Raw genomic sequence first — 19834 nt, 5'->3', positions numbered from 1 at the left:
TCATGGGTCCGCCCATTACGCCCTTCCCCATCGCCCCCGGGCCCCACAAGCCGTGCATCATACCCATCGTATCCTGCATGGTCGTCCAGTGCCCCTGAAGTAACTTTTGACGCTCCTGCGGGTCCTGCGTTTTCTGGATTATTCCCATCTGCTCCTGCATCTTCCGCATGTTTTCCTGGATCTGCTGCGCCTGCTTATCGAATTCGGCGACATTCGGTTGCTCTTGTCTCGGGGGAGCACTCTTGGTTACCGGCTTGCCTTCTTGGGCAAACGCTGGCATTACGGAAAGTACGGCAGCGGATAACACGGCTACCATGAATCCCTTCTTCATCTTGTCTCTCCTTATTGGCAAGTGGTGCGTACCTTTTCGTCCCGAGCCGACAATTATGAGGCTGCAATTGCGTCTCTTTTACAGAATAGTGCTTTCCGCTTGGAAAGGCTTGACGCGAGACAACAGTTCGGTCATCTAAGCGACTCAACCCGCTGGCTGCTCGGCGACCGCAAGATGCGGAAGCGTGCGACCGGATAGGTAGCCCGCTTGTGGCTGAGTAATGTACCTGCGGCCGTCAGGCCCCTGTCGAGGATGAATGCGGATGCCTTAATGGCCATCGTGGTGTGGGGGCTGCCATCGGGACTAAACGCGTCCATTCGCGGAATGCGATGCCTTCAAATGATTCAAATCAGATGTGTCAGTAGTCGTATCGCACGGGTTGCCTGGCTCCTTCCGCTGGCCGCGTCTTGGTCCTCCGCGAGGTGCGCGCGCAGCGCTGCGAGTTCGTTGTTCAGCGTGGCGATACCAGCTTGCGCTTGCTCGCACTGCGGCTCGGCCACCGCCGTTGGCCTCTCCTGCGGTCGCCAGTTCCTGCATCGCATCGCGTAATGATGCCGGTGTGTGCGTGTGATTTACCTTCCGCCTCCCCCAATTCTCTCAGGTATTAGGTAGCAGCGACGAATAGCAGAGGCGACGGCAGCATCAAGGTGGCTGGCCACACCCGCAAGGGCCGCCCGGACTAGCCCAAGGAACTGCGAACATTCGAATACGATCTGTGTCCGAGAGAAAGAAGGCGGCCTTCGATACTTGAGGAGCGCGTTGGCGAGTGGGCTAGCCAGACACTGCACTGCGAGCCGGCCAGACTCAGCCATGGCGTACCTCATTGTGGTCTTTGAAAGCCATTGTGGTTCTCGCTTTCATTTTTCCAGGAATCATGAGCACGGGCTGCAAGCCAGGAAGCCAGACTGTACTTTGCGAGCTTTCCGCAGAAGATGACCGCAAACACCGCTAATGGGGAAAGTTTCGCCAAGGCGACAAAGACCAGTGCGGGCGTTTGTGGCAGCGGCGACGCAGCGATGACCGGCAGTGCGGGGAGGCCATAGCTTCCGGTGAAACGCTCCACCGCCATCCATTTGGCGGAGCGTGTGAGTTCGGGTAGGTAGGTGAGCAACTGCACCCAGCCGAGATGGTGGAAGACGACATAGAGAAGAAGTGCCCCGGCACTGCTCCCCAGGGCAGCACAAAGCGCAATCATCTTCCATCGACGTGCATTCAGCAGCGTTGCCGCCGATAAGACCGGGACGAGCGGCACGCTCATGCTGATGGTCGCGAGCAACGCCAAGGCTCCGACGAGCACTGGAGAGGCCTTGAGGTGCGCGCGCCGGCTCAGCATATCCAGCACGCCAGCGAACACCAAGCGGCCGACTCCCCTGAAGGAAGTTGTGGGCGTTGACGCCCGATTCACGCTTCCCAGCGATAACGAACTGGGCTGCTGGCGTCTAATATCAGTCTCCATGGGCACCACGCTCAATCCTGCAGTTGATGGCGCTATGTCAATTGTCGATCCTGGCGCCGACAGTACACGGCTGCCAGCGAGCCTGGCTCGCTTCCGCATCCCCGCATTGATGGCTACCATGATGGAACCGTCAGACTTGGGAAACCCAGAAATTGTGACGGCACCATCCATCCTTTCGGATTGCGGATCTATGATGAATAGCCACTTCACTTCGCGATCGCGCCGCTAAGCAGATGTTCCTCGGCATAAGGAAATACGATTTTCGGGTCAGGGCGAATCAGTTCTGTGTCCTTGCCCATATAGTGAAGACGAGTCAAAAGATCCTTGATGACACTAAGGCGAGCCACTCGCTTGTCGTCGGCGCACACGATGTTCCACGGCACGGCATCGCTAGTCCGGGCAAGCATCTCGTTGCGCGCCTTGCTGTATTTCTTCCACAGCGATAACGCCTGGTCGTCGATGGAGCTGACCTTCCACTGCTTCAGCGGATCCTGGCGGCGGTCTTCGATGCGCTTCTTCTGCTCGGCCTTGCTGATGTCCAGGTAGTACTTGATGAGACGAATCCCGGAGCGCACGAGCATCCTTTCGAACTCCGGCACACTCACCATGAAGTCCTCATGCTCGTCGTCAGTGCAGAACCCCATCACGTGTTCTACACCTGCCCGGTTATACCAACTTCGATTGAACAGGGTAAACTCGCCGGCAGCGGGCAGCTCAGCTGCATAGCGCCGGAAGTACCAGGAGCCACGGTCGCGGTCGGACGGCTTGCCAAGGGCAACGACGCGCGTTTCGCGCGGGCTGAGGTGTTCAACAATGCGCTTGATAGTGCCATCCTTTCCGGACGCATCCCTTCCCTCAAGAATCACCAGAATTCGGTCATTGCAGGAAATGAAGTGCTTCTGAAGCTTGACCAACTCGACTTGAAGTAAGTGCAGAGTCCCCTCGTAGTCCTCATGGGAAATCGCGCTTACCTCGAATTGGGCCCTCTTGCTACTTGCCTTTGTTTTCATGGCTCGCCTTCTGTGAATCGGGCGCGTCCGAAGTGCCTGGGTGCGGTTTCCCCAGCGGGGTGACCTTCTCGGAGAGCAGCAGTTCCAGGGCAGATCGGTCCACTACCTCTTGTTCGAGCAGTAGTTTCGCCAGGGCGTCCAGCTTGTGTCGATTTGCCAGCAGTGTCTGCCTAACACGCTCGCTTGCATCGGCCAGAATCTTCCGAACTTCCGCATCAATGATTTGCGCAGTGCTCTCGCTGTATTCCTTGCGTTCTCTAGGCATCAATCCTGACCCTGTTAGAAGCGGATTCGGCACGTCATCGTAAGTGGCAAGTCCTAGCTGCTTGCTCATTCCGAATTGCGTAATCATCTGGCGAGCCATGTCAGTCGCGCGTTGCAGGTCATTCTGCGCCCCGGTCGACACGTCTCCGTAAGCCATCTCCTCTGCCATTCGGCCACCAAGCAAGACATCGAGGCGGTCAAGCAGTTCGCTCTGCTTGAGCAGGTAGCGGTCCTCAGTTGGTGTCTGTTGCGTGTATCCCAATGCCGCGACGCCCCTGGGAATGATGGAAACCTTGGATACTCTGTCAGCACGCGGCCGCGACTCCGCCACGATGGCATGACCCGCTTCGTGGTAGGCGATAGTTTCCTTCTCCTGTGAATTCATCACGCGATTCTTCTTTTCCAGGCCGCCAATGATCCGGTCCAGCGCCTCGTCGAAGTCGACCATCTCCACTGCATCCTTCCCTTTCCGTGCCGCCAGAAGCGCGGCCTCGTTAACGAGATTGGCCAGGTCTGCGCCGGCGAATCCCGGCGTGCGGCCCGCCAACTTCGTTAGGTCGACGGTTGGAGCCAGAACGACGTCCTTGATGTGCACCTTCAGAATTTGCTCCCTACCTTTCAGGTCCGGCCGGTCCAACGCAACGTGGCGGTCAAACCTACCCGGGCGAAGCAACGCCGGGTCAAGAATCTCCGGCCGGTTGGTGGCAGCCATGATGATGACCCCTTTGTTGGTATCAAAGCCATCCATCTCGACCAATAGCTGGTTCAGGGTCTGTTCGCGTTCGTCATTGCCTCCCACTGCATTCAGCGCGCGGGTCTTGCCCAATGCATCCAGTTCGTCGATGAAAATGATGCAGGGCGCCTTGGTCTCAGCCTGGTTGAAGAGGTCGCGTACCCGCGCTGCCCCCACGCCGACAAACATCTCGACGAACTCCGAGCCGCTCATGCTGAAGAACGGCACGCCGGCTTCACCGGCCACCGCCTTTGCCAGCAGGGTCTTGCCTGTGCCGGGCGCCCCGAGAAGCAGCACGCCCTTAGGTATCTTGCCACCCAGGCGCCGGTAGCGCTGAGGGTCCTTCAGGAAGTTGACGATTTCGGCGAGCTCCTCCTTTGCCTCGTCGATGCCGGCGACGTCGGCAAAGGTCACGCCGGTTTCCTTCTGCATATAGACCTTGGCCTTGCTCTTGCCGATCTCCATCATGCCGGCTCCGGCCCCACCCACCCGCTTGATGAGTAAACTCCAGACGACAAAGAAGAGGATCGCGGGGACAACCCAGGAGAGCAGCACGCCGATCCACTTATTGTCGGCTTGCCCAACAAAGCGCACCTTGGCGGTCTCGAGATCCTGGACCAGATTGGGGTCATTCACCCGAAGCGTGGAAAACCGGTGATCCCCCTTGCCCTGACGCAACATCTCCTCGGCCTGTTGCTTGGGCAGCAGATTCTCAATGCCATCGGTGCTAACCGTACCGGTGACGGCTCCCTCCCCAAGGGTGACGTCCTTGAGCTTGCCAGCTTTGAGCAAAACCTTGAAGTCACTGTACGGCAGCGACTCGACATGCGATGAGGGAATGAAGCTCTGAAGGATGAGGATCGCCGTGACAGCCACGAGTACGTACCATAGGGAAAACTGCCTTTGAAGTGGTTCCATGATGGCCCTTTATCTATTCGAATGGCAGCAGGCCTCAGCGACCGCGGATAATCGCCGCGAGTCGCCGGTCCCGCGTCCTACTGGATACGTGAAGTCTGAAATTGAGGAGTCGGTTAGATGCTACGCGCTCTCGCGCTATGCGTCGCCATCGCGCCGGCAATCCGCGACCCACGATTCAGCGTCCTCCTCCCAGGTTTTCGTGCAACCAAGCAAAGAATGCTCCAGCGCCAAAAGACCAGACTGCAAATATGAAGCCTGGGTAGATGATGGACCACCAAGACGAGGGCTGGCCAGTCTGAAGGCGCCGGAAGTCGAGACCATGAAAGAGCGCGTTCATGAAATTCATGAAGGGTTCAGGGAATGCCAGCCAGACGATGGAGCACAAGGCGTAGAAAATGACGATCGTGGCTGAGAGCGTCAGACCGGTTTTATAGGGCTTCATGGCAATCTCCAGACGCAGGGAAGCTTATGGCTAAGCTCAATTTGGTCGGGGCCGAGGAACATCGGATCCACTGAAGTGCGGAATGAACGCAGGTGTTTTGCCGCGATACTCTTCGTATTCCTGCCCGAACACCGCCAGCGCATCGCGTTCCTCGGCCTTCGCCAGCCGCACATACATCCAGACCAGGATGGGGAACATCCCCAGCGTGGGAATCGTCGGCCACTGCAGCAAGAAGCCCAACATAATGAGAACGAAGGCGACATACTGTGGGTGTCTCATGCGCGCATAGAGCCCGGTGGTCGCGAGGTGATGCTGCTGCTGCGCCAGGTAGAGTACCCGCCAAGCGGCGGCGAGCATGATGAAGCCGCCAAAGATCAGGATGTTGCTGGCGATGTGAAAGGGCCCCAGGTGCGGATTAGCGCGCCACCCGAACATCATCTCCAAAAGATGGCCGGCATCATGGGCCAGGAAATCGATGCCCGGAAACTTCGCCGACAGCCACGGCAGCAGGAGATAGATAGTCAGCGGAATACCATACATCTCCGTAAAGAGCGCCACAATGAACGCGGAGAATGCGCCAAAGGAGCGCCAGTCACGCGTAGTCTTCGGCTTTGTGAAGCTGAAGGCGAAGAGGATGAAGATGGCGGAGTTGATAATCACCAGCAACCACAGGCCATATCCTGACTGCGTTTCGTGTTGCATCATCGCTTTCCTTTGGTGTTCAATTCCTTGGGTTCCTCATCCTTACGGTCGCCATGCCCGTGGCCATGTCCACCGTGCATGAAGAGGTGCATTAGCGGACAGGCTGCGAGCAGCAGGAACGGCAAGAACTGGATGACGTGCGCGCGGTGTTCAGTGAACAGGAAGTAGGCGATCACCAGGAGAAAGCCGATCGTGACCAGCTTGGACTTGGAAACCGTTCGCTGTGCGTCCTCTTGCCGATCATGATTGTTGTGGTCGTGCCTCATACTTCGCTCCTATGGGGGGCATCCTATGGAAGGCCTCATCTAGCAACAGCCATGATGGCGATGATGGCGGTGCACGTATCGAGCAGGATCTTGCTGGAAGACAGCCCGAGAGTTTTCAGACTCGAAGAAGTAGGATTTCCCTTCGAAGTCAGCCGTGAGGGCGTGTGACATATCGACCGGCTTGCCGGTGACGGGGTCGCGCGCAGTGTGGTCGTCCCTGTGCGCCGCAGGGAGATTTTCCCCGTCCTGCCTGCGTTGGCGATTCATGACTCGCTGCCACGCAAGCAGTGCGATTAGGCCTGCTCCACTAAGCAGGATCCAATTGAGATTTTGTGAGAGCCAGTTCATGTTTAGGTCCTCCTCGTCAACATTTTCCTCGGGACTTACGCTCACGCTCGACGGCCTGGCGGATGTCTCGCTCACACTGTCGTGAGAGTCGCAGACTCACCCATATCACGACGACTGGACAGGAGAGCAAGAGCAACGCGATCAGTATGGTGAGCGGCGAAACCCCAAACCAATACACGATTGCGACTGCAAGTAGTGTCGCAATGACGGCGCAGATCCATGCCAACGTTTGCCTCATGCCGCCTCCTTGCTGGCAACAACCGCGCTAAGGCGAGCACGCTTTAGCAAGGCCGAGTTTGCCACCACGCTCAACGATGACAGCGCCATGGCGGCCGCGGCGATGATGGGGTTCAGGAAGCCAAGCGCAGCGACGGGGATGCCAATAGTGTTGTAAATGAACGCCCAGAAGAGGTTCTGCTTGATCTTTCGCATCGTTGCGCGCGACAAGTGAATGGAGGCGACTACGTCGCGCACGTCATTGCGAATCAGGATGATGCCTCCTGTCTCCTTTGCAACGTCAGACCCCGAACCAATGGCAATGCCGATATCGGCGACGGCCAGCGCCGGCGCGTCATTGACGCCGTCCCCAACCATGGCCACGACCTCCCCCTGCTTCTGCAAGGCCTGAATGGTTGTGACTTTGTCCTGCGGCAGGACTTCTGCAATCACGCGCTCGATGCCTACCTGTCGGCCGATTGCCTCGGCGGTGCGCCGGTTGTCGCCGCTCAGCAGCACCACCTTGATGTTGCTCGCCTGCAAGGCAGCCACAGCCTCGGCCGCCTCCGGTTTCACCGTATCCGCTACGGCCACCACGCCGAGCACTTGTGTGCCTGCGCCGACCATCATGGCCGTCTTGCCATCAGCTTCAAGCTTGCCCAATAGGGCTTCGACTGCTTCGGTCGGAATGCCTTGGCGTGCGAACAGGCGCCGATTGCCCAGCCAGATCTGCTGACCGTCGACCAGACCTTGGATGCCCATGCCAGGCAATGCGCTGATGCTCGTGGCCTTGAGAAGGGAGAGGGCGCGGTGTTGGGCGGCGCGCACAATAGCCTCGCCCAACGGGTGCTCTGACCCGGCTTCGACGGCGGCAGCGAGGCTCAGCAAGCCGGTCTCCTCTTGCCCCGCGAAGGGGATGACATCGGTCACCGTCGGCTCTCCGCGGGTAATCGTGCCCGTCTTGTCGAAGACGACTGCCGTCAGCTTTTCTGCGCGCTCCAGCACTTCACCGCCGCGAATCAAGATGCCGTTGTCCGCGCCCTTGCCGACCCCGACCATCAACGCGGCGGGCGTTGCCACGCCCAGCGCGCACGGGCAGGAGATAATCAGGACAGCCACAAAAGCCAGGAGCCCGTGCGGGAAATGGCCGGCTACGGTCCAACCGGCCAGGGCAAGGAACGCAACGACGACAACTGCCGGCACGAAATAAGCGGTCACCTGGTCGGCCAGCCGCTGAATCTGCGCGGTACTGGCCTGGGCATCCTCGACCATCTTGATGATCTGCGCGAGGGCAGTTTCGGCACCGATCTTTGTGGCTTGGAAGGTAAAGGCGCCGCTGCGGTTGAGCGTACCGCCAATGACTGCTGCGCCGGGCGTCTTTTCCACAGGCATCGATTCGCCGGTCAGCATCGACTCGTCGATGCTGGTCTGACCATCGATAACCTTGCCGTCGGTGGGAATCTTCTCGCCCGGGCGTACAACGACCGCTTCACCGACCATGATGCTTTCGGCCGGAATTTCCACCTCTTTGCCGTCACGAAGCACATGAGCGACGGCAGGGCGCAAGTCGAGCAGGCGCCGGACAGCCGCAGAGGATTTCTTCTTGATAATTTCCTCCATGTACTTGCCCAGCAGCACGAACGCGATAATTACCGCCGAAACCTCAAAGTACACGTCTCGCTCTTCCACCTTCACTGGCAGCCAGGAAGGAAAGAAGAGGACCACCACGCTGTAGAAGTAGGCCACGGACGTCCCCAGGGCGATGAGGAAGTCCATGTTGATATTGCGCGTGCGGATCGCATTCCACGCGCCTTTGTAGAAGCTCCAACCACCAATGAACTGCACTGGCGTAACGAGCAGAAATAACCACATCCCCCACGTGAACCACGGCAAGGCGGGAATTGGCGCCCAAGTCAGCAGGGTCGCGCCAGCCGCCAACGCCAGGAAAGCACCGGCTCTTAGCACCGCCAACGCGAGCACGCCCGTGAGGGCGATGGTCACGCGCGTCTTCATTGCCTTCAACTCGCGCTCGGGCGACTCGAAGGTCCGAAGGCAGCTCTCGCTGCAGAAGTAGTACTTGCGGTTGCCACGCTCCGTGGACAGGGCCGTTGCCTTGTCCACCATCATTCCGCAGATCGGGTCCTTCGCGAGTTGCTTGGCGCCGCTGGAAGCCGATGCGGGCGTCGCCGGCGCAGGGACGGGAGCGTCAGCAGGCGGGCGAGCACTGCTCGAGTGTCCAGCTGGCCCCTGCGGAGCAGGCCGGCGGGTATATCGCGCAGGGTCGGCGAGGAACGCTTGTTCACAGTGGGGGGAGCAGAACCAATACCGCTTTTGGTCAACTTCCGCGCTGGCAGTGGCTCCGCTCGGGGAAATCTCCATGCCGCAGACGGGGTCCCGCACTAGCCGTTCGGAGGTAACTGCGCCTCCGGCCGTCGCTGGGGCCGTCTGGGCGCTGGTAACGCCACAATTCCCCCCATATGGGGTAGCTGACTTGATCGGCATTCCATTGTCTCCTTGGAGCAATTTGGAGAACCTGCAGCACTATTGCGTTTGCATTCTGCGCGACCAGCCGATTTGCCACTTGAGGTGAATCAAGAATTCCCGAGCCAATCGAGCGTGCTGTGGGTGCTGGTTCGCAAATGAATGCGGAACAACACATTAGTGCCGGAAAACCGCGGAGGCCGTCCGGTCAGGGGGGGGGGGGGGGCGCCGAGATTGGCGCCCGCGCCTTCGATGGCTTAGAAGACCGGTACCGTGCCGTGGACGAGCTCGCTGACCAAGGCGGGAAGCGCCACCAGCTGCTGCCGGGCAAGCTCACGAATTTGCTGCTCTTGCGTAGTCGATAAACCGCGCGCGGCCACGACATCAATGGCAACCAGCTGGGGCTGGTTGATGGGACGTCCGATTCCGGACAGGAGCCGGATGATGACTTCGTCCGCGCCATCCACGCTTTCGTGGATATGACTTGCCAGCCGGTGCGCGAGCACGTTGTATAGCTTGCCGACATGCGCCGCCGGGTTCTTGCCCGCCGCCGCCTCCAGTGACATGGGTCGATATGGTGTGATCAATCCATTGACCCGGTTCCCGCGGCCGACCTGGCCATCATCGCCATGCTCGGCGCTCAGGCCAGTGACAGTCAGGTAAATCCCACGCTCGTCGCGAGCATCCTGGTCATCGAGGGTATTGATGGCAATCTCGCCCCCGAGGCCGATCTGCTCCGCCAGATGCGACCCAATCCGCTCTTTGAGCACGAAATACTCGTCGACGCTGTGCACGCATCGGTCCACAAGCGCGAGCGCGATAGTGAGGCGCAGATGCTCGCCAAGCCGACTCCCCATCACCTTGTAGTCGAGCCCTGCCGCCGCAAACGTGCCCCTGAACGCACTTGATTGCAGGACGTGCGCGGCCGACAGCACAGCACTCTCAAGCCGTGTATGTGGCGCATAGCCAACACCAAAGGATGTGTCATTGGATAGTGGGAGAGCCGCCGCTTCAGTCACCCGCCGTAGGTTTGGCGCTGACGGGCGCAGAATTGGCTCGATGCGGATGCCGTTGCCAATCCCGCCCAAGGAAGTTGCGAAGTATTCGCGAATGGCCTGCTCAACAAGGTGCTCGACCTTTGCCGACCGAAGCTCGGTAACCGGCCCGGATACGATGAGGCGTATTGAGCGCAGCTGCCTGCCGCCACCGAATTTCGGCGCGCTCGTGCCGCCGACCAGCAACGCCTTATCGAGGTTGAACGGCTGCACGGCGCCGTAGCCATCAATATAGGCGCGGGAAAGCGCACGGGCGGCTGCCTCCACCGCGCCATCGCAGAGGCTGTCCGGATGGCCGATTCCCTTGTGCTCACAGATTTCTGCGCGCCCTTGCGCCAAGACGGATGAGGTTGCGATGGAAAGAACGATCTCGTCTGAGCGTAGCATCAAGACCTCCAGACTCTGAAAGGGAAGCCGTCCCTGTCTTAGCGAAGCTTGACGGAGCTGGGCGGCAGCTAGGAACTCTCCATTAAGTGAAGCACAAGCCGGCCCGATCGATGGCACCCCTTTTTGATGGGACTTGAACTCGGCCGGCTGCGGCATAGGCTAGGCCGGCCGCCCGGAGTCGATGTCCGAGGTCAAGTCCTTGAGGCAAATCAAGGGCATGTCCTCCATGTGCTCTACGATGAATTCTGTGGATTGGTTTGCGATGGCATCTAGTTCCGAGACGTCCATCGCATAAAGACTTCGGCGTTCGAACACGAATGCCATGGAAATCTGGAGGTGCGCCGTGCGCAAAGTTTGGTTGGGACTGCTGACGCTGCTTGCCCTGGCGCTCACGGGATGTGGCTACAACACCATTCAGTCGCAGGAAGAACAGGTCAAGGCGGGTTGGGCGGAGGTCCTGAACCAGTACCAGCGCAGGGCCGACTTGGTGCCGAATCTCGTTAACACGGTCAAGGGCTACGCTAGCCATGAGCGCGAGGTGTTGACACAGGTGACCGAGGCGCGCGCGCGTGTCGGTGCGCTTCAGGCTTCCCCGGCACTCCTCAACGACCCGGAAGCGTTCGCGCGATTTCAGGCCGCTCAGCAACAATTGACGAGTTCTCTGACCCGGCTCCTCGCCGTTTCGGAGAACTATCCGCAGCTGAAGGCGGATGCTGGCTTTCGCGATCTGCAGGCGCAGCTGGAAGGCACCGAAAACCGCATCGCCATCGCGCGAAATCGATACATTCAGGCAGTGCAGGGCTTCAACGTAACCGTCCGCTCGTTCCCTTCGAATCTGACAGCGATGGCTTTCGGATACAAAGAAAAACCTAATTTCACCGTCGCCAACGAGGCGGGTATTGCCAAGCCTCCCCAGATTGAGTTCGGCGGTGCGCCGGCGCCCGCCTCTCGGAGTCCCAATTGAATTCAATCAAGGCCGCGCTTGCCTCAATCCTGGCAGTTGCGCTTTTCCTTCCGCTAACGGTCCTCCCCGAGGTCGCAATCCCAGCATTGACGGCGCGTGTGACGGACCTGACCAGCACGCTTACGCGCGATCAACGAGAGGCCCTGGAGCAGAAGCTGGCGACCTTTGAATCTAGGAAGGGCAGTCAGCTCTCCATCCTTGTCGTCCCGAGCACCCAGCCGGAAACTATCGAGCAATACTCCCTGCGCGTCGTGGAGCAGTGGAAACTGGGGCGCAAGCGCGTCGACGACGGTGCCTTGCTGATTGTCGCCAAGGACGATCGCACACTGCGGATTGAAGTGGGCTACGGACTTGAGGGCATTCTGACTGACGCGACAAGCAAGCGCATCATTAGTGAGATCATCGTTCCCCGTTTCAAGCAGGGAGACTTCTATGGCGGCCTCACTGCGGGTGTTGAGGGGATGGTCCAGGTGGTCGACGGAGAACCGCTGCCACCACCGAAAACCGTGGTCACTGGCGAAAGGGATCCCATTCGCCAGTATATGCCGATCGTGCTGGTACTCACGCTGGTGCTGGCGGGCGTACTGCGAAGCGCCCTTGGCAGATTCCCAGGCGCAATTGCCACCGGTACTGCAGTCGGTGCAGTCATGTGGCTGCTCTCTGGCATCATGCTCGTTGCTCTCGTAGCTGGCATGGTTGCTTTGGCGTTCACCTTGCTGGGTGGTGGCATGGGCGCGCACGTGGGTGCGTGGCACAGTGGCGGTGGCCGCTCAGGCAGATCGGGCAGATCGGGCAGATCAGGTAGCGGCTTCGGCGGCGGTGGTGGTGGATTTGGTGGCGGCGGGGCTTCAGGCAAATGGTAACGAACAACTTCAATCGCATCGCGCGCCACCTGATGATGACTCACTGGCACGTTCGTCGCGCGTTCCCTCAGGAGACCTTGGACGCCATCGAGGAGGCCATCAAGCTGAGCGAGGCTACGCATGACGGCGAAATTCGCTTTGCCCTGGAGGGCGCATTACACAGCACCGCCCTGCTCAAAGGCCAATCGGCCAGAGCGCGGGCGATCGAGGTATTTTCGCAACTCCACGTTTGGGATACCGAACAGAACAACGGCGTCCTGATCTATCTGCTGCTGGCAGACCATGATGTTGAAATTGTGGCAGATCGGGGTCTGCATGCAAGGGTCGGCTCGGGCGACTGGGAAGTAATCTGCCGGGAGATGGAGGCCAGCTTCCGCCGTCGGGAGTATCAGGAAGGTGTGATTGCCGGCATCCAGGGGGTGGCCCAACACATGAGACAGCATTTCCCTGCCCGCGACCATTGTGAAAACGAGTTGGTCGACAAAGCCGTGGTCCTATGACGCATATGGCGCACGCCGTGGGCATCGAGGATGATCGACTGAGTATACTGCGGCGTAGGAGCTGTACGCTTTGGCGGGTCTCACGCACGCCCACCTCGATCATTCCGGCCGCTTTCCCCGCTTGCCAAGCGCGGGGGACAAAGCTATTCCTGCCATCATTTCACGGTCACCACTCCCTTCATGCCGGCGTCGTAGTGACCGGGTAACAGGCACGCAAATGGCACCGTACCACTCTTAGTGAACCGCCAGACGATCTCACCAGTCTCGCCAGCGCCGAGTGCGATAGCGTTAGGTCCGGTAAATTTCATCTCTGGCATCTTCAGCATCATCTGATAATGCTCCTTCAATTGCCCTTCGGTGCCGAGAACCATCTCGTGCTTCATTTTTCCGATGTTCCTGACGTGGAAACGAATGGTTTCTCCTCTCTTTACCGTAATCACGGAAGGGATAAAGCGCATGTCGTCGGTCATATCCACGTTGATGGTGCGACTGACCTTTTTCGCGTCGCCGGCCTGTCCAAATGCAGCCACTCCGCCACCGCCGTGGCCGTGGCCGTGCCACCATTTCGCCTGGTCATCACTCGCCATGACCGCGATCGGTAAAGTGGCAGCGGCGGCAACGACGGCGATCTTCATTCTCGACAACTTCATGCTAGCCCTCCGTTGAGCCCAGGCATGCAGCTCGCGCGTACCTTGTGAATGCGCTCTAATCAGTCCCGGACATCAGCATAATGGAAAAATACGGGAACCGGCGCTACAGTGATCAGGCCTATCTAGAGCCGACGCTGGAAGTTCCTCAAAATCCACATGCGCCTCTTTCAAGGCGAAGTCCGTCTCTCCGTCTCTGGAAAGGATGGGACTGCCGTTGGCGACCGACTGACGCAGATCAAATCAATAGCATTCATACTTACTAAGCTGGGTTTAAATACGGCGGTCGGTGCGCGCCCCGATGTGCGATATACGATATACGCCAATGTTGATGCATGGGGGCTAGCGAATTGACAATGAGAAAGGAATTCGACCATGAACAGCGATGATAGCTCCTATTACATTTCACAGGCCTGGGCCGGAACTCCTATGCAGCCTTGTCTTTCAGCAATCCCATTTGGCCACGAGACTGCCATCAAAATTCTGCATCGCTTGCGAATCGTGCTCGTAGCGCTGTTTGCTTTCGCCTGGGCCTCGACTAGCGCAATTGCTCAGAATCGGCTGGAGCGCGACGGCGTGGTGCTGTACTGGGGTCTTGTCCCGGCCGCTATCGTTTCCCAGAAGCACGCGATCGAAGAGATGCACGGCGCGATACCGTCCGGAGGTGGGCAACTCCAGCATCTGGTCGTCGCGTTATTCAATCCGGATGGCTCACGAATCGACAATGCGGTAATACGCGCGCAAGTCAGCGAGATTGGAATCGTGGATTCTCCGCCTAAGTATTTGACACCAATGGAGATTAACGGCCAAGCGTCCTATGGGCAAATTTTCGCGACCGTGCTGAGTAGTAAGGTCCGATTTCGACTATTCGTCAGGGTGCCAAACCACGGCGCAGACATCGAGTACGTGATATCGGCGACTCCTCCGCAAGGCAAGGGCGCGCAGTAGAGATCGATCTCTTTCACGATTGATCCACGAGAACTTTCAACGCACCACTCCCCTTCCGATGACGTGCCCTCATGTTGTTCGCGCACAATGGCGGCCAGGCTAGCCTCACGGTCTGCTCTCATCCTATGGACTGCACATCGTTCATCGGCCAGCGCTGGTCAGTGGGCGCGCAGTACTGTGTCATTTTCGGGAGCGCGGGCTTACTGACGGCGACGGCGACGCATAGAGTTGAGACGGTCGGCTTGCCAGATCGCAGCTCATCTTGTCGCCGCAGGTTGTTAAGCAAGCAGGCCGCAGCCGGAGACTTGGGGCGAGCCCAGCGATTGATTAGCGCTGGCACCCTCTTTTTTTATTGCACAGCCCTCGGAGCCAGCGCCCTCCGTGACGAAGAGATTTCACAACAAGCCAATGCAGCGGAGAACGCGTCCCGTGACGTGCGCTCTGGCGCCCTACCCTTCTCCACAATTGGCTGCTGTACGCAGGCATGGCATCACCTGGGCGCTTGACCGAAGTCCTTACCACGAGTTTCCGTCGCCCAGCGGTACTGCCATGATTTTGGGTTTTCATGCAGATAGGGATACGATCTTAAACGCTGCTAGAAGGGCGGCGAAGCTGAGTCCCAACAGCAATCAGTCTGGAAGCGCATACTTGCGTGCGCCAAGGCGTCGCAGGAAGGACCACAATGAACACCGTACCAAGCGAAACGGGAAAGGGCCCGGTGACAATCCTGCCGCGGCCCAACTCTATGGGACGCGCAGTCACGATCGTCACTGCATTTTCTGGCTTCGTGTTGTGGCTGGCCCGATGTAAGCTCCCTTGGGCACGCCCTAAACAGACAACAGGCGAGCGTTTCGCAGACCTGCTGCAGGGCCTCGGTACGACCTTCGTCAAGCTGGGGCAACACTTGAGCTTACGTGCAGACTTGCTGCCAGAGGATACGCTGCGAGCACTAGAGCGACTTCAGGACCATGTCTCGCCATTTTCTGTAGATGTCGCAGAGAACATAATTGAGCTTGCCTTTGGGCGTAGCACGGAAGAGATATTTGCCAGTTTCGACCGTAAGCCGCTAGCCGCCGCCTCGATAGCGCAAATACACCGCGCGACATTGGCTAACGGGCATGACGTCATCGTCAAGATTCGCCGCCCCAACATCCGCGCTCAAGTGGATTCGGATATGCGGCTCCTGCGCCGCGTCGCACATATTGCCCAACGGCTCGCCCCCACACTGCGCCCTCTTAACCCGGTGGCCGTGGTAGATGAAATTTGGTCCAACCTGAGGCGTGAAATCGATCTAGCGCGCGAGGCGAGGAACGTCCGTCGATTCGCCGATGCGACGCGAGACTCGCCAACCGTCTTCGTACCTGACGTGATCGATGGTCTCTGGACTGAAACGGTACTAGTTCAGGAATTTAGCCACGGGCGGCGCATCGACGAAATCCACGGTGAGCAAGGCATGATTGTTGCGCAGTCGATCGTCGATAGCTATGTGCATCAATTGTTCAGCATCGGCTATTTCCACGGTGATCCTCATCCCGGGAATTTGTTTGTCATGCCCGATCTCCGCGTTTGCTTCCATGACTTCGGCATCGTCGGCCATATCGATAGACGACTTCGGCGTGCACTGGCGGCTTTCGCCACCGCGTTTGTAGAACAGAATGCCGACTGGGTTGTCGATGCGTGGCTGGATATGGGCCTGATACGGCAGCACGCGGATCGCAGAATCTTCCTCGAAGTCGTCGGCGACCTCTTACGCGACTTCGCCGACTTGCCATTGCGCGAATGGTCAATCGCAAATGCGCTATCTCGTCTGATCGCGGCGGGGCGATCCAGCGCCGTTGGCCTCCCCTCTGACCTGCTTGTATTTAGCCGAACTGTTTTATTGCTAGAGTCGACCTTGCAGCGGATTGCACCGGAGTTTTCCATAGTCGAAGCACTGTCTCAGCATGTGAGAAACGGGAAAATAGACATCACCGAGCAGGAATCAGGACGATCTCGGAGGCTCTCCTTTGAACTGGCGGCAACCATTGACGAACTGCCAGATCTCATGGCTCGTAAGCTTCATGATAGATTGGGGAAATCAGGACTGTTTGAGTTGACAATAAATCAGGATCCACACTTTGCGCGGTCCCTTGAACATCTCGGCGCCCGCATCGCGCTAGCCATAGTGACCCTCGGATTGTATATCGCTTCAACGTTGCTGATCGGGAACCCTATGGGCCCGACGATCGCAGGCGTGCCAGTTTTGGCAGCCGCGGGATATGTGCTTGCGGTACGGTTCACATACTTCATCACGCGTGACTATCGAAGGCTGAACTGAATATCCAGATCGGCAGCCTTGCCGAGAGCACTTCCCCAAGTTCCTCCTGTTTATGGGTTCCAGGTTGCTACTAGCGGCGGGTCTATTTCGTAGGTCCGGCAGAAGCTCAATGGCCCGGCATCCAGAATCACTATGATCAACGGTTTTTTGCCATGCCACACAAAAAATTATTTATCTTGTATTAACCCGAGCATGGTCGCATGCAATCACTGCGTCTGCGCGGCATCGTGTTTGCGCGAGCAGAACGTCGAGGTAATGAAGCGCTGTATCGAGTTGGATATCGATTGCGCGCAGACTTTCGCCTTTGCTGCGGCCGTAATGGCCCGCGACAGCCGACTGGGGCCGAATGTGCCAAGCACGAGGCGCAGCATTACCAGGATTGCGCGCGTCCTGACGCCGCTACCTTACGAGGGCATTACGCGACGATGACGCAATGGTGGACCGCCATCGCGTCGTATTGATCATCGATCATCAGAAGCTTTTTCTTCGAGGCCAAGCCCACTATGCTAAGTGCACGCTGACAAGTGCGCGAGGAGCCGACGTGTTCGAACGCAATCGCCATGCCGCAGACGGTCCTGTTTCTCTGACCCGTCTTGCTTGGGCCCTGGCTGCATCCGGCAGGCTGGCGACGGTCCGCTGCCGTTCATTGCCTAGCCGGCGTGCCGCTGCGGCGCATGCTGCGGCACCGCTGCAAAATGCCGGCAGAACCATTCGCCGGCGAGCTTGCCGACTTGTTCCAGCGCCCCCGGCTCGTCGAACAGATGCGTGGCGCTGGGAATCACCTCGAGCCGCTTCTCGCATGGGATCCACGCCATGGCGTGCGTGTTAAGCTTCAGCACCACCGGATCCGCTTCCCCGACAATCATCAGCGTCGGTGCCCGCAGTTGGCACAGCGCCTCATGGCCGGCAAGGTCGACGCGGCCGCCGCGCGATACCACCGCGTCGATCCGCATTTGCATCGGCGACTCCGCGGCGGCACGGATGGCCGCGGCAGCTCCCGTGCTGGTGCCGAAGTACCCGAGCTGCAGGTGATGCCCGCGCGCCAAGTGCGCCACGGACGTCGTGGCAGCCTTGAGCCGCTCGCTAAGCCCTGCAATGTCGAAGCGCCTCGCCATGCCGATATCCTCCTCGGGCGTCAGCAGGTCAAACAGCAGCGTGCCCAGGCCCAACCGGTTCAGCATTGAAGCGACACTGCGGTTGCGCACACTGTGGCGCGAACCACAGTTTCCATGTGCAAACAGGACCAGGCCCGAGGCAGCTTTCGGCAGGGCAAGGTCGCCCGGCAGCGCGATGTCGCCGATAAGGATCCGCACCCGTTCGGTGGTGATGTGCTCCATGAGGCCCCCTTCCCTCTCCCCATACGACCTGCGCTACAACTGAGCGGCGCTGCCAGCCGACGCCGGCAGGCCGGCGCCTTTCCCGGGACGCCCGAGCCCAGCGCGACCGTGTGAGGCTTCGGCGGGCGCAGCAGGTCTGGCACCGAGGTAAACCCGGCACAAAGCGGCAGCAGCAGGCAGGCGGCAAGCCCCCGCCCTCCCAGCTGACTTGCCGGGCGGCCTGACGGCAAGCGCTTCGTCATGGCGTACTCTTTCCACACTGCTGGCCGCGATGCGGACTCGCCCGCGGCGTCCGGATACCGCCGGACCTGGCCGGGTACCGCAAAGCGGAATTGACCACTATGCAGCACGATATGCCGCGCTCCCTTCATCTCGAATAGCGCCCCTGCTACGCGCTCGATGTCCTGGTGGGGCTCATGAATGCCGGCAGCAGGTCTTCATTGCGGTACGGTAGGAGCGTGCCGTGTTGAATCGTTCACGCCATGTCCTCCCGGCCATGACGCCGCTAGCGCGCATCCAGGGCGTCCAGGTTCAACAGCTCGATGGACTTGCCCTGCACAGTCAGCAGCCCTTCCTGCTGGAACTTGGACAAGGTGCGGCTCACTGTTTCCAGGGTCACGCCGAGGAAGCTGCCGATGTCCTCGCGCGTCATGCGCAGGACAAACGACGTGGCCGAATATCCGCGCTCGCGGTAGCGCGCCGACACGCTTAGCAGGAACGCGGCCACGCGCTGCTCCGAGGACGCGTTGCCCAACAGCATCATCTGGCGCGATTCCCTGACGATCTCGGCGCTGAACATCTTGTGCAACTGGCGCTGCAGCGGCTTGATCTCGCGGCAAAGCGCTTCAAGCAGATGGAACGGGATCACACAGACCACGCTGTCTTCCAACGCAATGGCATCACAGCTGTGGGATTCCTGGCAGACCCCATCCATGCCGAGGGAGTCGCCCGCCATGTGAAAGCCGGCAACGGTCTCCTTGCCCCTGCTCGGCGTCACCACGGTCTTGAACGAGCCGGCGCGGACCGCATACAGGCTGCGGAACGGATCGCCAGCCCGGTACAGCCGTTCGCCCTGCTTGACCGAGCGCCATCCCTGCACGACGGAGTCCAGACGGGAGATTTCGCCGGCCTCGAGGCTGGCGGCCATGCAGATGTTCCGCATCATGCAGGTCGCGCATCGTGCCCTGGCATCGCCCGGCACCGGCGCAACCTTCGTATCGCTGCGCTTTTCCAAGGTGACGGACGTCTCGGTAGAGCCACAAGCAGCATCATCCTCGTTATGCAAGTCGAACATGGTTGTCTCCCGCCCGCAGGCCCTTTCCTTCGCCCCGACCCTCACTCACCCATTGTTCGGCGGACCGCATCTGCGTGTGCACCGCTATCTGTTTGACAGAAGTATTGGCCGGCACGGCTTCCGTGCCTAGAAGGCTACGCTGAGTTGCCTGTCAGGAATCCAGCAGGGCTTGTCAGCCTTACCTGACAAGCCCTGCTGCTGCCCCCACCATGGGGCGCAAGTGACGCAATCCCGCTATCCGACGCGTGCAATCCCGGCATTGCGCCGGCGTTTGATGCAAAGCAAACACGAGCCTCCGCTGCTTGCCAAAGTAAGAACCATCAGGCGCGTACCGCGCCGTCAACCCGGGAAACAT

At 59.3% G+C, this 19834-nt stretch carries 19 protein-coding genes and 1 pseudogene; 7 read left to right on the top strand and 13 right to left on the bottom strand.

Features of this window, described 5'->3' with window-relative positions; all coding sequences use genetic code 11:
* The 10 genes and pseudogenes from AC3WQZ_RS29620 to AC3WQZ_RS29575 all read right to left on the bottom strand — a co-directional run.
* Window positions 1–331, bottom strand: a pseudogene (locus AC3WQZ_RS29620) (hypothetical protein); the annotation flags it as partial.
* Window positions 332–1151: 820 nt separating this feature from the next.
* Window positions 1152–1688 carry a YqaA family protein gene (locus AC3WQZ_RS29615; RefSeq protein WP_454750717.1) on the bottom strand — a complete coding sequence of 179 codons (537 nt, stop codon included), beginning with the start codon at window positions 1686–1688 and terminating at the stop codon, window positions 1152–1154.
* Window positions 1689–1993: 305 nt separating this feature from the next.
* On the bottom strand, window positions 1994–2797 hold the full coding sequence (gene ppk2, locus AC3WQZ_RS29610) for a polyphosphate kinase 2 (RefSeq protein WP_454750716.1): 804 nt from the start codon (window positions 2795–2797) through the stop codon (window positions 1994–1996).
* Window positions 2778–4712 carry an ATP-dependent zinc metalloprotease FtsH gene (ftsH, locus tag AC3WQZ_RS29605; protein WP_454750715.1) on the bottom strand — a complete coding sequence of 645 codons (1935 nt, stop codon included), beginning with the start codon at window positions 4710–4712 and terminating at the stop codon, window positions 2778–2780. The genes ppk2 and ftsH overlap by 20 nt, the downstream gene beginning before the upstream one ends.
* Before the next feature lie 175 nt (window positions 4713–4887).
* The gene (locus AC3WQZ_RS29600; RefSeq protein ID WP_454750714.1) at window positions 4888–5154 is read right to left on the bottom strand and encodes a DUF5676 family membrane protein; all 267 of its coding nucleotides are present in this window, start codon (window positions 5152–5154) and stop codon (window positions 4888–4890) included.
* Between the two features lie 36 nt (window positions 5155–5190).
* Window positions 5191–5856 (bottom strand): methyltransferase family protein, encoded by a 666-nt coding sequence (locus AC3WQZ_RS29595; protein WP_454750723.1) that lies wholly within the window; start codon window positions 5854–5856, stop codon window positions 5191–5193.
* Entirely contained in the window at window positions 5856–6122 is a 267-nt protein-coding gene (locus AC3WQZ_RS29590; protein ID WP_454750713.1) for a DUF2933 domain-containing protein, read from the bottom strand. Before AC3WQZ_RS29590 ends, AC3WQZ_RS29595 begins: the two co-directional genes overlap by 1 nt.
* A 39-nt stretch (window positions 6123–6161) precedes the next feature.
* Window positions 6162–6389, bottom strand: a complete 228-nt coding sequence (locus AC3WQZ_RS29585) for a YHS domain-containing protein (protein WP_454750722.1) — start codon at window positions 6387–6389, stop codon at window positions 6162–6164.
* A 315-nt stretch (window positions 6390–6704) separates the two neighbouring features.
* Window positions 6705–9065, bottom strand: coding sequence for a heavy metal translocating P-type ATPase (locus tag AC3WQZ_RS29580; RefSeq protein WP_492301778.1), 2361 nt, complete (start codon window positions 9063–9065; stop codon window positions 6705–6707).
* A gap of 359 nt (window positions 9066–9424) precedes the next feature.
* Entirely contained in the window at window positions 9425–10609 is a 1185-nt protein-coding gene (locus AC3WQZ_RS29575) for a methionine adenosyltransferase (RefSeq protein ID WP_454751003.1), read from the bottom strand.
* A gap of 322 nt (window positions 10610–10931) precedes the next feature.
* Here AC3WQZ_RS29575 and AC3WQZ_RS29570 point away from each other — a divergent pair, with 322 nt between their 5' ends.
* From AC3WQZ_RS29570 to AC3WQZ_RS29560, 3 genes are read left to right on the top strand one after another with little or no spacing between them, the layout of a single operon-like run.
* Window positions 10932–11573 carry a LemA family protein gene (locus AC3WQZ_RS29570; protein WP_454751004.1) on the top strand — a complete coding sequence of 214 codons (642 nt, stop codon included), beginning with the start codon at window positions 10932–10934 and terminating at the stop codon, window positions 11571–11573.
* The gene (locus AC3WQZ_RS29565; protein ID WP_454751005.1) at window positions 11570–12436 is read left to right on the top strand and encodes a TPM domain-containing protein; all 867 of its coding nucleotides are present in this window, start codon (window positions 11570–11572) and stop codon (window positions 12434–12436) included. Before AC3WQZ_RS29570 ends, AC3WQZ_RS29565 begins: the two co-directional genes overlap by 4 nt.
* Window positions 12430–12936, top strand: coding sequence for a TPM domain-containing protein (locus AC3WQZ_RS29560; protein WP_454751006.1), 507 nt, complete (start codon window positions 12430–12432; stop codon window positions 12934–12936). The genes AC3WQZ_RS29565 and AC3WQZ_RS29560 overlap by 7 nt, the downstream gene beginning before the upstream one ends.
* A gap of 155 nt (window positions 12937–13091) precedes the next feature.
* Here AC3WQZ_RS29560 and AC3WQZ_RS29555 read toward each other — a convergent pair whose 3' ends face one another.
* The gene (locus AC3WQZ_RS29555) at window positions 13092–13586 is read right to left on the bottom strand and encodes a cupredoxin domain-containing protein (protein ID WP_454751007.1); all 495 of its coding nucleotides are present in this window, start codon (window positions 13584–13586) and stop codon (window positions 13092–13094) included.
* A 372-nt stretch (window positions 13587–13958) separates the two neighbouring features.
* Between AC3WQZ_RS29555 and AC3WQZ_RS29550 the strand changes: the two genes are divergently transcribed.
* From AC3WQZ_RS29550 to AC3WQZ_RS29540, 3 genes are all read left to right on the top strand, one after another.
* Window positions 13959–14531, top strand: coding sequence for a hypothetical protein (locus tag AC3WQZ_RS29550; protein ID WP_454751008.1), 573 nt, complete (start codon window positions 13959–13961; stop codon window positions 14529–14531).
* 682 nt (window positions 14532–15213) lie between these two features.
* The gene (locus tag AC3WQZ_RS29545) at window positions 15214–16848 is read left to right on the top strand and encodes an ABC1 kinase family protein (RefSeq protein WP_454751009.1); all 1635 of its coding nucleotides are present in this window, start codon (window positions 15214–15216) and stop codon (window positions 16846–16848) included.
* Between the two features lie 132 nt (window positions 16849–16980).
* Window positions 16981–17277, top strand: a complete 297-nt coding sequence (locus AC3WQZ_RS29540) for a four-helix bundle copper-binding protein (RefSeq protein WP_492301775.1) — start codon at window positions 16981–16983, stop codon at window positions 17275–17277.
* Window positions 17278–17498: 221 nt separating this feature from the next.
* On the opposite strand, the gene AC3WQZ_RS29535 is transcribed toward AC3WQZ_RS29540, so the two are convergent.
* Both AC3WQZ_RS29535 and AC3WQZ_RS29530 read right to left on the bottom strand, forming a co-directional pair.
* Complete coding sequence (locus AC3WQZ_RS29535; protein ID WP_454751010.1) at window positions 17499–18185, bottom strand: dienelactone hydrolase family protein; 687 nt, start codon at window positions 18183–18185, stop codon at window positions 17499–17501.
* 505 nt (window positions 18186–18690) lie between these two features.
* Window positions 18691–19419 carry a helix-turn-helix domain-containing protein gene (locus tag AC3WQZ_RS29530; protein ID WP_454751012.1) on the bottom strand — a complete coding sequence of 243 codons (729 nt, stop codon included), beginning with the start codon at window positions 19417–19419 and terminating at the stop codon, window positions 18691–18693.
* Here AC3WQZ_RS29530 and AC3WQZ_RS29525 point away from each other — a divergent pair.
* Complete coding sequence (locus AC3WQZ_RS29525) at window positions 19331–19609, top strand: hypothetical protein (RefSeq protein WP_454751013.1); 279 nt, start codon at window positions 19331–19333, stop codon at window positions 19607–19609. The genes AC3WQZ_RS29530 and AC3WQZ_RS29525 overlap by 89 nt on opposite strands.
* Window positions 19610–19834 lie beyond the last annotated feature (225 nt).

Source organism: Cupriavidus sp. FW305-26, from assembly GCF_058787975.1.
This window is presented reverse-complemented; position numbering and strand designations above follow the sequence as displayed.